7 protein-coding genes and 1 pseudogene are annotated in these 16,069 nt (G+C 30.6%); 2 read left to right on the forward strand and 6 right to left on the reverse strand.

Translation table 11 applies throughout. From position 1 onward, the window contains the following. The first annotated feature begins 435 nt into the window (after positions 1 to 435). The gene (locus DN389_RS00435) at positions 436 to 3,045 is read left to right on the forward strand and encodes a putative mucin/carbohydrate-binding domain-containing protein (protein WP_098190963.1); all 2,610 of its coding nucleotides are present in this window, start codon (positions 436 to 438) and stop codon (positions 3,043 to 3,045) included. A 2,960-nt stretch (positions 3,046 to 6,005) separates the two neighbouring features. Continuing rightward, positions 6,006 to 7,988 (forward strand): methyl-accepting chemotaxis protein, encoded by a 1,983-nt coding sequence (locus DN389_RS00445; protein ID WP_149236717.1) that lies wholly within the window; start codon positions 6,006 to 6,008, stop codon positions 7,986 to 7,988. Between the two features lie 239 nt (positions 7,989 to 8,227). Here the strand turns inward: DN389_RS00445 and DN389_RS28270 are convergent, their stop codons facing one another. From DN389_RS28270 to DN389_RS00470, 6 genes and pseudogenes are all read right to left on the reverse strand, one after another. Further along, positions 8,228 to 8,371, reverse strand: a complete 144-nt coding sequence (locus DN389_RS28270; protein ID WP_179955877.1) for a hypothetical protein — start codon at positions 8,369 to 8,371, stop codon at positions 8,228 to 8,230. After that, a pseudogene (locus DN389_RS00450) lies at positions 8,371 to 8,850 on the reverse strand (tetratricopeptide repeat protein); the annotation flags it as partial. The gene DN389_RS28270 and the pseudogene DN389_RS00450, both read right to left, overlap by 1 nt. A gap of 542 nt (positions 8,851 to 9,392) precedes the next feature. After that, a complete protein-coding gene (locus DN389_RS00455) occupies positions 9,393 to 10,520 on the reverse strand; it encodes a Ger(x)C family spore germination protein (protein WP_098190965.1) in 1,128 nt (375 codons plus the stop codon). Then, positions 10,517 to 11,620 (reverse strand): GerAB/ArcD/ProY family transporter, encoded by a 1,104-nt coding sequence (locus DN389_RS00460; protein ID WP_098190966.1) that lies wholly within the window; start codon positions 11,618 to 11,620, stop codon positions 10,517 to 10,519. Before DN389_RS00460 ends, DN389_RS00455 begins: the two co-directional genes overlap by 4 nt. After that, positions 11,607 to 13,115, reverse strand: coding sequence for a spore germination protein (locus DN389_RS00465; RefSeq protein ID WP_098802092.1), 1,509 nt, complete (start codon positions 13,113 to 13,115; stop codon positions 11,607 to 11,609). The genes DN389_RS00460 and DN389_RS00465 overlap by 14 nt, the downstream gene beginning before the upstream one ends. A gap of 817 nt (positions 13,116 to 13,932) precedes the next feature. After that, entirely contained in the window at positions 13,933 to 14,976 is a 1,044-nt protein-coding gene (locus DN389_RS00470) for a Fic family protein (protein WP_060488878.1), read from the reverse strand. Between the last annotated feature and the right edge of the window lie 1,093 nt (positions 14,977 to 16,069).

Consider the following 16,069-nt stretch of genomic DNA (forward strand, 5'->3'; position numbering starts at 1 on the left):
ACGGAGGTATAATCAGGCCTCTGTCTTTTGTTTTATTGAAATATTTTTATAATTCTATCCTATATGTAGAAAGTAGTTATACAAGTTTGAATTTTTAAGGTGAATGATTTTTATGAATTTTTCCGTAAAACCTAATCTATGATTAGTGAGCTTTATATTCTTATTTTCCTAATTGAATACTTTTATACAATTAGATGGAAGTTAAGAATACTAAATCAAAACATAATAGGTTGTTATTGATGAGTTTATCGTAAAGTTGTTATTTAATGTGTCATCAAATAGTATTTGTATACAATGATAAATAAAGAAAAGGAGATTATTATGAGAAAAAATAGATTAAAAGATACAACATAGATAGCATGAATAGCTTGGGGTGTAAAAACATAAAAAAAACAAAAATCCTTAAGTGCATTAAGGAAAAATGAGGGAGATAATATGGGGAATAATTCAAAACATAAAACTAGAAAAATACTTGCAGCTACTGCTACAGTAACTATGCTTACGACTGGAATGGTTTCTTCATCAGATGTCTTTGCAGAGGAAACAAAGCAGCAAAAAAAAATATCGACATCACTGCAAGAGGAAAAGTCAGTTAAATCAGAAAACAATATATATACAGTCCCAGGAAAAGGGGATGTTGAGGTACTGAAACAACTGGATAGAAAAAGTATGGCATTTAGTCCATATGAACCCACTGGTTTATATGCAAAGCCAAATGAACAAATAACGATTAATGTAGAAGGAAATCAAAATATTCAAGCATATATTGGAACGTATTCGTATGATGCTTCTTGGAGAGAAGATTCTAAAATAAAATCATTTACATTAAAACCTGGTATAAACACAATCCAATCTCCAAATGGGGGGATGATTTATTTTTACAATAAACAACAAGGTGGTACCATTCGAACAACGGTCACAACTGGTGGAACGACTACTCCTTTTTTTGAACTGGGAAAGCATACGAAACAAGATTTAATAAACATGCTGGACCAATATCCCAATGCACATGCAGTGGAGTTAAAAGGAGAACGTGTATTAATTACGGCCAGCCCTGCACGTGTTAAGAAATATTTGTTAGGTTCTAATACAGATCCTGTACAACTCTTAAAAAAGATGGATGAAGCTACTCGAATTCAAGACAAAGTAGCTGGTTTATCCGAGGAACAAGTAGATAAACATTATATTCATTACGTAGAAGAAAATCATTCTCCCGATTATTATATGTATGCAACTTCTTATCGAACCGCATATGTAGGAGATGCAATCCAATACGTGTTAGATATTAATAAATTTATAAAAGATGGCTGGGGTCCTTGGCATGAGGCAGGGCATTTGAGACAGCAATCACCTTGGAAGTTTTATAATATGACAGAAGTACAAAATAATATTTACAGCCTTTCTGTAGAAAAAGCATTTACATCTAATCAATCTTTTAGATTGCAACAGGAGGGCGCTTATACTAAGGCATTTCAATACTTAGAACAACCTAATAAAAATTATGACGAAGTTAGTGATGTTTTTGTTAAGCTTGTTATGCTTTGGCAACTACAGTTAGCATATGGAGAGGACTTCTATCCTAAATTGCATCAATTGTATAGAGACATGTCTTCAAGTGAACTTCCACAAACTGATGAAAATAAAAAACAATTATTTATGATTTCGGCATCAAAAGTAGCCAAACAAAATTTGATACCTTTCTTTGAGAAGTGGGGATTACGTCCAAATAACGATACCATTCAAAAAGTAGCTGCATTAGGGTATCCAACTTTAACAGCAGAGATTTGGAAGGGGACAGATTCTAATCCAATTAAACCAGATATACCTAATGTAAATAATATTTTAGAAGGAAACAAGTTTGCATGGTCACTAAAAGGAATTAGTGATTTCGAGTTTGCTAAAATCAATTTCAATAAGTCGACAGAAGAAATGCAAGTTGACTTAAAAACAGGCGTACCACATCATTATTTTAATGAAACATATGCGAGTATTAAAGTACAAAATGCATCAGGAAAAGTAGTATACAAGAAAGACATTTATGGAAACAAACAACAAAACGCTGAATTACAAAAAGTTCCAGTTGGAGTAGGAGATTATATTGAGTTAACACATCTAGAAGGTGTGCATAGAGCTACTTTCACAAATGTAGACAACAGCAAACAAGAAAGCTTTGGAAAAAAAGCAATGTATGAAGTCACAAAAGAAGGCTTGAAGAAAGTAGAAAAAATGCCAGAAGCAACAATTTTAGACGGAAATCAATTTGCATGGTCATTAAAAGGAATTAGTGATTTCGAGTTTGCTAAAATCAATTTCAATAAGTCGGCAGAAGAAATGCAAGTGGACTTAAAAGCAGGCGTACCACATCACTATTTTAATGAAACATATGCGAGTATTAAAGTACAAAATGCATCAGGAAAAGTAGTATACAAGAAAGACATTTATGGAAACAAACAACAAAATGCTGAATCGCAAAAAGTTCCAGTTAAAGTAGGAGATTATATTGAGTTAACACATCTAGAAGGTGTGCATAGAGCTACTTTAACAAATGTAGATAACAGTAAACAAGAAAGCTTTGGAAAAAAAGCAATGTACGAAGTTACAAAAGAAGGTCTGAAGAAAGTAGAAAAAATGCCAGAAACAACGGTTTTAGACGGGAATCAATTTGGCTGGTCTTTAAAAGGATATAGTGATAGAGAGATTGCAAAAATAAATTATAATAGGGTAACAGAGAAAATGCAGGTGAATTTAGAGGCAGGCGTACCACATTCTTATTTTAATAATACGTATGCAAGTATTAAAGTACAGAATTTATCCGGTAGTGTTATGTACAATAAGGAAATAGTGGGAAATAGACAGCAAACTGCTGAAAGCCAAACTGTGCCAGTCAAAGTGGGAGATTATATCGAGTTTACCCATATAGAAGGGGAGGCAGTAAATGAAAAGACACGGGCTACACTTATTAACCTTGAGAATAATAAACAAGAATATATAGGTAAAAAAAGAACCTATCAAGTTACTTCTACGGGATTAAACAAAATAGATTAACATGAAGAACATTCAAATTATTAGTAAGATGCTAAATAGTCGTTCATTATGAACGGCTATTTGGCTTTTGGAGCACTTTAAGTTTAAGTGTAAGCAATACAATAAATATAATGCTCATACTGGCACAATTAGTTGGTGTGAATTCTTAGCAAAATAAAGTGGTAAGTACTTAATACGAGTGTATATTAACGTGCAAACAGGGCTGCAAGTAATTGGTAGTCCTGTTTATATGTTAAAGAGGGACTTGCTAAGGAGGTAATGAGAATCATGAAATGCTACTTCAAATCTTTATTAGGGGAAAGATTTAGAAAAAACTTAACATATATCTATTTTTAAATAAATGTAAGCTGTAGTAAATTGATAACATTTATACTTACTATTACTAATGTCTATTTAGATATCAAATAATAATTCCAAGTTGGTTATATAAGAACAATTTGGAATTTTGTGCAATAAAAAATATGTAAATATATCAATTGAAAATTTAAATAATATTTAAACGCTTTAAAATGAAAATTGATGTGTATTAGGCTTTATAAGCAAAATATAAGTAAATCAAATAAATAAAGACCTTGTAAAAATACAGGGCCGGATACAGGGTTAAGGGAACGCATAGTTTGTTAAAATCATAATAGTATACATTTTTTGTATAGTTATATAAGGATTTTGACAAATTTAAGAACAAGATAGAAAATCTTTAAGAGAATAAACATAGTGTAGGAAATTTGATTTGGAATAGAGATATTAGAATGTTGATATAGATGAAGACTTGTGGATAACGTAACCAAATTGTCTTTAAATAAGTAGTCTAGATGAGAGTGGGATATTGGATCTTTCTGAAAAAGAAAAATATTTTTTGGTATACAACTCACATATTGCTGAATTAGATACAAGATCATAATTCGACTATGAAATAAATAACACGAGAAATTCTAACATAATCTGGATAGAAAAGAATATGTAATATTGCATTTGTTAGTTTTTATCAACCTTATTGGATAAGGATAGCAATATAAATAAAAAGGGCATGCAGTCGTATCTGCGGCCTTTTTAGGAGGATTTTATTCTTTATAAAAACTACGAATGACCAGAAAGCATGCTTATCCCACATAATACAAATAACAAATGAGCTTAGGAGGATTTCAAGATACCAATAGGACACGTATTGGTAAACAGGTTCAAAAATAGTATATGTGAAAAGGAAAAATCTTATACAATAAGTAGAAAGAAACTTATCCTTTTATATAAGACTTTTTAAAATTAGTACAGAACGTTATTTCTATGTGGTTTGAAATGAAATCAAACAAAGTATATATGAAAATGGCAGACAACAATTTTTGTTGTCTGCCGGTGCCAGCGGGTTGAATGAGTTAGTCAATTACAATCAATTGCTTTCCCATTACCAGAAGAGTAAAGCCGCTAGTTCAAATGGCTTAGATATAGTTTGCCATATAAATAAAAAATATGAGTGTAAATATTGAAAAAAATGAATAGCCAAAAAGTAAATTGTAGCTATATAAAGCAGAAAGTTAGAATAATATATATTCTTCTAACTTTCATCAATTAGGTTGGCATATATATAAGTATGCGTTTGAGTGGATTTATGGATGGAAAATCCATATTAACATTATAATAAAATATTTAAGGTTCTTCGCATGTAATATTATATGCGAAGATTAGGTAGATGAAATAGTTAACTTATTTCTATTATTAAAAAGTAAAATGTTTTTTTATTTAAAGAATTAAAATTCAACTGAAGGTGTTTAAGGTCTTAATACTTCATAACTACCTGATTAATCGATTCTAGATTCCAGCTACTGAGTAGGAAAGAGCTAATTAATTTGAAAATGATTAGGATAATTAAATTCTCCTTTATACTTAATTACTACAATAAACGTCCCTTTAGTATATACATTTGTAATCGGTGTTTTCTAAATTTCTAACCCTTTCGGAGTAGTAATAAATTCTGATTCAATTGTTATAAAATGTTGTAAAGAGTCGGCAGGGTTAACGTTGAAAATTTTTATTTTGGCACCAAAACGTTGAATTAAGTAGAAAGTATCTCCTTTATGAGATATTTCATATTCCAGTCGGGTTGGTATGTACTATTCTCAGCTCCCTCCAATTCATTAATGGTTTTAAATCCCTAATCGTCATTAAAAGGATCAGAATCTGTGGTTTTAACTTCTTTTATTGGTGAAATTATTTCAATGCTAGTCATACTTCCTACTAATATTAATATGTTTCATAACGTTTCATTCTCCAAAATCCATATTGGTTCCTGTGAAAATGTATTCTAATGTTAGTATTATCCTGATATATGCGGTTGTCAAAAAAAGTTTCATAATAAGTTCTTAGCATTTTATAAAACTAAGAATAATGAAAAAATAATATATTTTTCAATTTTAATATTCAAAACTTATGTATAAGTGTTACAATGAAATCCTCTGGTTTATTTTATTCTTCTATTTAGAATTTATGGTTTAGCAATTTTATAAAACAAAAGTGACTGTAGTAAATGGATAAGTGTATGAAGTGATACGGTTAGAGTGGTTAAAAGGCTATTAGGTATAATTTTCCAAATAATAAATTCACTTAGTTAAGTTTTATTAGGTTTATTGTGGTAAGGATTTCATCCGATTTGAATAGTCCTAAATTTAATTTTTTATCCAATCAAAGCCACAAATCATTTTTTTATGTAGTATTTGTTTCATCCAGTTTATTTGCAATAATTCGTACCCTTAAAATTACTTACTATAGAAAAATAACATAATCGAAAGGAGGTTAGATAAAATTCTGCTCGTGAAATTTAAAACATTTATATACAAATATACAATCGAATGGATGTATTGATAAATTCATTTCGAACGAGACCATAAATGAATGTAGAAAAAATAAAGGAAGGAACAAACAATTAAATAAACTATATCAGTTGTAAGAATGAAAGGAAGAAGTGGATAGTGCTTAATATAAAAGAAAGATTGGGGCAAATAAAGCTTAAGAAGAAGTTGTCTATGGCATTTATAGCAATACTAATTATACCAAGTCTTATCGTGGGAATAACATCTTATGATGAGTCGAAAACAGATCTTAATGAAACAATCCTACAATCAGCAAAAGATAATGTAAGTATTTTAGATAAGATTGTAGATGATGAGTTAGAAAATAAGCATACAGATATAACACATTTTGCAAAATTACTTACAGAAGGTGATTATAATTCTGAACAATTACAAAATGTACAGGGTAAATTTGATCAGTATATACAGTTACATCCTGAAATAGAAACAATTTATACGGCATCCAGTAACAATCAATTTATTCATGCACCTGTTGGAAAAATACCAGAAGGGTTTAATCCGTTAGAAAGTAGTTGGTATAAGGATGCAGTAAAAGCAAATGGGGAAATTATTGTTTCGTCTCCCTATAAATCAAAAGCTACGGGAAATATGGTAATAGCAATTGCAAAGCAAAATGCTGATAAAAGTGGTGTCATTGGTGTAGATTTGAATATTAATGATATCGTAAAAACATCCGAAATGATAAAAATTGGAAAGCAAGGCTTTGTATCTATAGTGAGTCAAGATAAAACTATAGTTGTCCATCCATCACTAAAACCTGGTGAGAAATTAGAGAAATCTTTAGCTGATGAACTGTACAAAAAAGAAGCTGGTGTAATTACTTATAGTCTTAATGGTGAGGATCGAAACATAAGCTTTAAGACAAACAAAAAAACAGGTTGGAAAATAGCTGGCGTAATGCCTACGAAAGAAATTGAAGAAGCTACCAATCCTATTTTTTATAAAACGCTCACTATAATAGGGGCTTCATTATTATTAGGTGGAATTGTAATTTTCTTCATACTTAGATCTATTATTAATCCACTAAGACAATTAGTTTTTTCAGCTCAAAGAATTAGTCAGGGAGATTTAACTGAGAAAATAGATATTCATTCAACGGATGAACTTGGTCAATTAGGTGGTAGTTTCAATACAATGGCAGAGTCGCTACGTAATATTATTTCTCAAATTAACACTTCTGCAGGACATGTGGCTGCTTCTTCTGAGGAACTAACTGCCAGTGTAGAGCAAGCAAGTGTTGCGACAGAACAAATCACAAAAGAGATGGAAGGAATTTCTAATAGTGCGGAAGTTCAAAATAATGAAGTTGCGTCTGGAGCGAAATTAATTGGTAAGGTAACACGAAACATTCAATACGTAGCTGATAATGCTTCTGAAGTATCAACTTCATCCTTATATACAAAACAGAAGGCCAATGAAGGAGAACAATTAGTAGAACAAACTGTAACACAAATGCAGTCTATCCATCATTCGGTTTCTCAATCCGATAATGTAATTAAATTATTAGATAAGAAATCGCAGCAAATCGGAAGCATATTAGATGTGATTCAAAATATTGCGGAACAAACAAATTTATTAGCATTAAATGCAGCAATTGAAGCAGCTAGAGCAGGAGAACAGGGACGAGGATTTGCAATTGTTGCCGATGAAGTTAGGAAGTTAGCAGAGCAATCATCTGAATCTTCAATGGAAATTGGAAATTTGATTAAGGAAATACAATTAGATGTACATGAGACTGTAAAAGCCATGAATGAAGTAGGAGTAGAAGTACAGTCGGGAATTCAGGTTGCGAATGATACAAAACAAAGTTTTTATGAGATTTCAAAATCTGCAAATGATATTGTGTCAAAAGTGCATGGTATGGTGGAACTGTCAAATAAAATGACAACTGATGCAATGAAAGTCGATACATCGATTAATCAAATAGCTATCGCTGTTAAAGAGAATGCTTCAAGCACGCAAACGATAGCAGGTTCGTCTGAGGAACAACATGCTTCCATGGAAGAGATAAATTCTTCAGCGATACACTTAGCACAGATGGCAGAAGAACTTCAAGAGTTAATTTGTGGATTTAAGATATAAGTATAGATTCTAGGATAGAATACTAGAAGTGTGGAAAAGAGCGGGAATTAAAAATCTTATATCGTAGTAAATAATTATAATATATATTTCATAAAAAGGTTAACTACCTTGAATGGTAGTTAATCTTTTTAGTGTATCGCAAAACTTATGTTTAAAAAGAAGAAAGTTACATAAAAAGAACAGTTCATATTTCGGCATTTAACCCCCCTTCATGTGAAGGGGGGTTAAATGCACTTACATTAAATTCGTTGTGGTGCGCCACCATAATCGCTGACACTATATGAAGGAGAAGGATAATGTCCATGAGTAGCAAACTGAGAAATTCCCACCGTTAGACCCCCAATAAAAGCAATCCCCGATAAAAATAGGCTAATTTTTTTCATTATTTTAACACTCCTTTTTCGATTGATTTTGGTCTTGATTGGTAACAAATATGAAAATAGTCACTTACCTTTTGGTGGTTCCCTAATTGTCTGCATTTTGTGGCAAATAATTCAGCGTATTCGACAACATATTCCCATAATTCTTCTTCCTCAAAGTATAAGATTCCTTCTTGAATGATTTTTTCTAATTCTTCCAATGGAATATTTTCGTTTAATCTTTTTAAAATAGAGAAGTGGTGTGTGTTTTCTTCGTTATGAATTCCCCTGCAAATCTGTAATCCCTTATCAATGAGTTTGCTAGCTGCCGATTGTTCTCCTAATTTATAATGTTCCTTAGCTTGTAGGAAGATAGCCTTGAAGTGTGTAGGGAGTTTCTCTGTTACTTCTGAAAAGTGACGAGTAGCTAACGTAGACATACTATGATCAGAATACAGCCATCCCATAGTACTTCTTACGAAGAATAAGGAATCTTCTTCCTTATATAACGAGTATTAACATGTAGAGATTTTGATATTTGAAAATTATGTGAATTTATGAAGAGGATGTACTATTTTAAAGACTTGTTCTTGTGGTTGATTAAAGGAAAATTAAAGACCAGTAGGATAAGGTAGACAAAAGAGAAAGTCAACTTTAATTGTTCTGAAAAGATTATTCTAAAAGCTATTTATGTATAGAATAAGCAGTTCATGAATTTATGACCATTGGAGAAAGTAAACCAGAGACTCGATATATAAGCAAGAGCTTTACTAGAGTAGCTACAAGAAGGGGATAGTTATAAAATTGTTAAAGTTCTGTATAATTAAAAGTTCATCTTGTTCCTTTTCGGATAGGATAAGTAGAAGATAGGAAGTTTTTCTTTGAACTAAGCTTTTTTGACAGGAGTAGATTTTTTCATAACTAAAACAAATAAATTAATAATTGCATATATTGTATTTTCGTTAAAGCAAGGTATTATTCTCTCATAAAAAGGAATCACTAGAAAAATATGTGATTCCTTTGAGAAATGCTATTAAATCTAAGACTAATTTCTAATGGTTCCAGTGTCTTTTATTTTGACGTGTGTCTTTACATTTATTTTAGCCTCTGCTAACGCTTGCAACCAATCTCCTTTTACTTTTTTCCATTCTTTATATTGAAAAGCTCTAGCATATAGGGATAATCCGATTGGATCAATTTTATTCTGCTGTATTTCATTCAACATATTTTGTAAATTATTATTAATTTCTTTTTGAATAGCACTTTTTAAATTATTTATATTTGTTTTATTATCATAGTGCCCCTTCATTAAATTCGCATTGGTTTTTTCTATTAAAGCTACATTAGCATATATATTGAAATTAAATATAAACTTTCCGTTTTGAAAATCAACATCTACTTTCCTTGTCGCGTTCTGTACGAAGATAGAAGTGTTTGTTTTTTTGTTGGACTTTTTAGGAGGAAGCGCAAGGTGTAGTATCATTCGGCCGTTACTTTTTGGCTTATTTATAAGATTGAAAAATTTAACGTCTTTTTTAGGGATATGAGTTAAATATTTCCCTTTTCGATTTAAAAATGCAATTCCTACTGTGTCGATTTCATTCTTTGTTTTTTTGATAATTGGAACAGTTTGCGTCATTCCTTCTTCATTTTGTTCTCTCATTAATTGTTGAATTGTAGAAGAGACGGATTGGTTATTTTGAATTGAGGATTCGATTACACCATTTATATAAGATGAAAGTGATGGTTTACTAGGCTTATGAATTTTAAAAATTTCTTCTGTAGGTCCATCTACAAGTACTACTTTAGTATTAATGGTAGCGTAAGGATCACGGTATGATGAATCAAGCTCCTGCAACCAATTTGCTTCTTGCGCTAATTTTTTCCCAATTAAAATGATTTCGGCTTTGGAAGCTGTCATATAGCCCGTTAATTTCGTATCTATCTTACTGAATCCAGTATATACAGTTGATGCTTGTGTCCAATGTTCTATAGTACTTTTTTGCTGTTTATGATGAAAGAGTGGTATGCTTGTTCCAACTTTTATGTCTCCATTAGGGGTTTTATCCAAGCCAATTAACAGGATTAATGAAACCTTCTCAAGAGGAATTCTCTGACTACAACCAATTATATATACACAACAAATTACAATCCATATCCATTTTCGAATCAAAGTTGTTTCCTCCTAATAATCCAAGTAAAAAGAATACTGTAAGAGAAAAATAAGATTGGTAATAGAATAAAGAAAACGACATTTAAGATATCCATAAGAGAATATATAAACAAATATTGATTCACATCGGGATTTAGGAAAATAAATAGGCCAACTATAAATAACATAAAAGCAAGCAGCGCCCAATTGCGGGCGTTTTTTTGAAGTGAAATGGTCACAGATTCAAAACTGAAAAATAAATACGGATATATCGTAGTGGAAAATACAATTAAATAGTAAGCGATGTATATAATTTCTAATCGTTCCATGAAAGAAAAACGAACTCCTTTTAACAGATGAAATACTGGCCAGATTACATCTTTTATCCCCTCCGGACTAAAGTATATATAAGAAAGAATAGTCACATATAGATAGAAAAACATGGTTCCAGTATTCGCAATTAGTAGTCCTTTTATGGCTTTTTGTTTTTTTTGTAAGAACGGGTATATATAATATGCAATTTCTAAGCCAGCATAAGGAGTAATGGTTTCTTTTGTTGCTTTTACAATAGGGTATAATCCATCTTTAAAAATAGGTAGTAGGTGTAAAGGGTTGTAGTTAGTCTTTAGTGAAAAAAGAAGAAATAGTGGCATCCAAGTAGTGAAGAAGAAAACAAGCATAGAATAACTAGTAAGAGCCCTTAACCCACTCAGGGCTAAAATAATAAAAGGTAATAGTAATAATATGGTGATTTGATAAGCAGGAGTGGAAGGGAATATCCACACTTTTACAATATCAGTTGCCTTTAATAAAGTATTAAAGCCAGCAAAAAATAGATAAAAGGCATATAAAAGAAAAAGAATTGTCCCTATCCATTTACCAAAGTATGTTTTTAAGATTTGTGAGAAATTTTTGTTAGGATTTTTTTGTAACATTAATATAATAAATACGCCGATTATAGAAGTAACTATCCATCCAAGAATGATGGAAATCCAGCCATCTGTGCCAGCTGTAGTAGCAAGTGGGCTTGGCATAATTAACATACCTGATGCTAGTTGCAGTGAATGAATGAAAATAATAAATTCGAATAAAGTTATGTTTTGGAATTTAAGATTCCCCATGCGAACCACCTTCTTTTTTCTTTTTTTGTTTCGGCTGTCCTGTACTCGAGCGGGTGGTAATCATAGAAATAGGAAATCTTACAAAAGAATCTTTTAATTCTTTGAGCCGAAATGGTGCGATTGGCAATCCGTATGGTGAACGATAGGAAGTTAGTGAAACAAAATGAGCAAATAAGAGCATTAATCCACTAACAATACCTACAATCCCATAAAAGTATGCCAATAACATCATTGGAAAACGAATAAGGCGTATAGAACTTGATAAATCATAATTAGAAACAATAAATGATGCAATGGCTGTAATAGATACGATAATAACCATTACATTACTCACAAGACCAGCTTGAACAGCCGCCTGTCCAATTACAATCCCTCCAACAATTCCTATGGTTTGTCCAATGGGTTGTGGTAAGCGAATACCAGCTTCACGTAGCATTTCTAGTGTGATTTCCATTATAAAAGCTTCCAATAAGGGAGAGAAAGGGACTTTGACTCTTGACGTTGCAATAGAAGTGTATAAGTCTATAGGAATGATTTCAAAGTGAAAAGAGACTATAGCAATATAAAATGCCGGTAAAAAAATAGCTATAATAAATCCTGCAAATCGTAATAAGCGAAAAAATGATGCAATGAGCCAATGAATATTATAATCATCTGGAGTTTGAAAAAATCCAATTAAATTCATTGGAACAATCATTGCACCAGGGGATCTATCCATTAACACTGCTACTTTCCCATCAAGAATATGATTTGAAATTGCATCTGGGCGTTCGCTTAAATAAGCTTGTGGAAAAGGAGTCCAATTTTGATCTTTTGTATAATTCGATAGTTCTCCAATGCTCAATACCGCATCCGTTTTAATTCTACAGATTCTAGTTTCTATTTCTTGGACTACATCTGCGTTTGCTACATCACCTAAGTAAATTAAATAGACTACTGAAGTTGCTCGTTCTCCAATTGTCAGTTTTTTGATCTTTAACTCTGTTGAAGGAAGATATCGACGAATTAAGCCTATATTTTTTGTGGCATTCTCAATAAATCCATCATGTGAGCCTTTAATAGTAACTTCTGAGATGGGTTCTTGAATTGCTCTTTCTGCCCAGCCTTTTGTATTTATTAGAAGTGACCGCTTTTCTCCTTCCATAAATAGAACACATTGACCCTCAAGTAATCCTTCTTTAATTTCATTCCATGTATATACTATTTTGGTATGAGTAGCAATAATATTAGAATTAAATATTTGGCTGTCCTCATTTACTTTTTGTAATAATGGTGTAATAACATTGCCTTTTAAAGCGACACCATCTGTAAGGCCTTCAAAATAATATAGTAAAATATTCGTGTTTGTTTTTAATTGCAAAGGATGTTCAATTAAATCTGCACTAATATCAAAGATATTATCTAATGTATTTTTAAGTTCTTTTAAGTTACTTGTTTGGATCTTTTCAATGTTTTTATCTGATTTAATTTCTAAGGTCTCTTCATTTAAGGACAAATTGACACCTCTTTAATATATAACGATTAGTTGTATTTATTATTTTTATATAATGGAATTTTATTCACAAATTTAAACAAATTGGGAATGGAAGTTAATAATTAAGAGCAAAAAAGTAGAGGTAATTTGTGTGAAAATCTAAGTATCAAGATAGAATTGAAATTTGAATGATTATAATAAAAAAGAACCTTCGATAGGTTCTTTTTTATAGTTGGTAAATATATTGTCAACAATAGATGGCGCTAAAGGAAGTAATTTAGATGTCTTTATGCTACTCAGCTGGATTTTGTAGGAAGAATTCATTTTTCATACCTCAACGCTCAATAAAAAAGGACATTTCATTTATTTGGGTGTTCCAGTGTATTTGAATTTTGCGCGCTAACAAATTTTGTTTAGGGACAAAATGTATTTCTCTGGATTGACAGAAAAATAACGCAACAAAATTCCTATTAGATATTTTGGTAGGTAGCAAATATTTCTTTGGCCTTATTTTCTTGATATTATCGTACGTTTATATGATTCTAAGGGAAAGAAATACTATCATTTTTATTATCATCTATTGTTTGATTATGATGGTAACATGAAAATAAAACGTTTACAACCAGAAAATAAAGAAAAAATATTAAAATACGACTTTTTTCGACAATGATTCTGTGTTTATTTATAATATTTTTATAGGAAAAGGTGGAGGGAAGCGTACCTTTTCCTATAAAATGTTTTGTTAGAATTAGAAATAACTAAAGTAGTAATAATAGCTTAAAATTAAAATGAAATTCAGTGATAAAGTTATAATTTTTATTTTTGGATCCCAAGTGTTTTAAATTTTAATCCATTTTGCGTTTCTTCCTTTTGTAACTAGCTTAATATGCCCAAATAATTGCAAGGAATTTAAAGCCTTACTAATTGTACTCTCGGCAATGTCTGGATATCTGTTACGAATACTTTCCTTAGTAAAGGGCTGTTTTTGTTTAAGTATAAAATCCTGAATTCTCTCAACTTTAGTATGTTTACATATAGAATCTAGAACAGTGTTATGCAGATCTTGGTAAGCCTCTAATATAATAGTTAAAAACGTTTTTAACCAAAAGCTACTATTATGTTCCTCGCAGTACCAATTTACCGAAGATTTATAAATCGAATTGTAGTATTCAGATTCATTTTTCTTAATATACTTATCCAAACATACATATTTTACAAATGTATGTCCACTCTTAATTAGCAGCAACTGCATTAACATAAATGCTAGCCTGCCATTACCTTGATTGAAAGGGACTATGCAATAAAAATTTAATATAAAACGAGCTATTAATAAAAGCGAATGTAGCCCCTTACTAGTATTTAATGAGTTGTATTGATCACATAATTGCTCCATAAACCGTGGAATAAGTTCATGCGGAAGAATGCGGTAACTATTCAAGTGCATTCCATGCTCAGGAATACCTGGAATAATAAAAGGTTTTTCACGCCACTTGGCACTGTCAGAGGTAATGTAATGTATTAGTTGAAAATGTAATTCCTGTATAGTTGCTGGATTAATTAATAAAGTACAGGAGTTTTTATGTACAAAAGAAAGTGTTTGATAATAACAAAAAATAGCATCTTCCGAAATATTTTGAGGTACTATATCATCTAAAATAAGTTCTTTTAATCTTTTATTAGGAACTTTTATATCCTCATAAATAGTGGTGAAATTTTTCATGTAATGTAGTGGTATAGTTTTTTCTAAACCATTAAATATGTCAGGGTTTTGTTCCTGATAAGCAGCTAATTTTCCTTTCAATTCGCTAATTTCACTTATTAAATGTATTAACCTCCTTTTTAATTCAATATTCTTATACTTATCATCAAAAAAGTCTCTCATTTTTGTTCCCCCTGTAACCCCTTAACACGTTGTTGCATACATCTTTCCATTCTAAAGGTATTTCACGACATTATTATAAAATAATGACATTTCCGTTTTGATTTTGAATATATTTCAGAATCCATATTTTTATTTAACAATTAAAATATGGAAATTATAAAGAAGAATCGTTAGGATTCAATTTTAATAGGCATAATCCTAACATCAAATGTACAAATGTACAATAAAAAATATAAAACTATCGACTCTTTTGAAAAATTATTTAAAAGAGTTTTAATTAATTGTTGGTATAGATATGCTTTAGTTTAGGAGTAAAGATTGAAGTGGTAATAAAGTTTTCATAGGTAATCAATAAGTAGATAAACTATTAATTTGTGACAATTATGTGCCTAATCTATTATTTGCTATTATGAGAATTCTAAAATTAAATCCTAACGAGCTGAATTTGCTATATTTAGCATATAGATTAGGAGAGACGTGTTGATGAAATGTATCATTTTATATAGAAATATGTAACGTTTAACACTTGTATTGTAAAATATTTTGACATACGTTAATTAAAATATTAGGTACAGGAACATTTAATAAAAACTCAGTACTAAAGTACCCTTTAAACGTTTCACCCTAAAAACGTTTATGTTTTTATTTCAAGCACACTGAAGTTTACCCTTTGTTTCTGTACCTTATTAGATAAAAATAATATGATAAATTATTAGTATTTGATAGCAAATGGCTATTAATGTATTAACAAGAATTATGTTAAGATAAATATTTTAAGTTTTTTTATGGATAATTAAGGTTTAGTTTGAATTAGTAGGGGGATATGTCTAAGATTAAACGGTCTATGTTCATTAACCATATTATTTATGGTGTTTTTTAAGGTTCAGAAACAATGTGTCAACTTAACCTTGGTAATGTCGTATTTGTATGTTGTATAACAGAAGTGTGAAGTCTGGAAAAAACTGATATAATCGGTTCCTTCCAGACTTTTTTTACTTTTTGGTAACATAAATAGTTTATTTTTCTTAAATGAGGTAATTCTCTAGATTAATATTTGAACTTTTTGTGAAATTAAACGAGGTTTTTATTCTTC

It is taken from the genome of Bacillus sp. AY3-1 (assembly GCF_008368785.1).
In the GTDB taxonomy this organism is placed as follows: Bacteria; Bacillota; Bacilli; order Bacillales; family Bacillaceae_G; genus Bacillus_A; species Bacillus_A wiedmannii.

Coding starts and splice junctions, on each gene's coding strand:
- DN389_RS28270 (WP_179955877.1), bottom strand. CDS start 8,371: ATGAAAAAAATTAGCCTATTTTTATCGGGGATTGCTTTTATTGGGGGT.
- DN389_RS00435 (WP_098190963.1), top strand. CDS start 436: ATGGGGAATAATTCAAAACATAAAACTAGAAAAATACTTGCAGCTACT.
- DN389_RS00470 (WP_060488878.1), bottom strand. CDS start 14,976: ATGAGAGACTTTTTTGATGATAAGTATAAGAATATTGAATTAAAAAGG.
- DN389_RS00460 (WP_098190966.1), bottom strand. CDS start 11,620: ATGGGGAATCTTAAATTCCAAAACATAACTTTATTCGAATTTATTATT.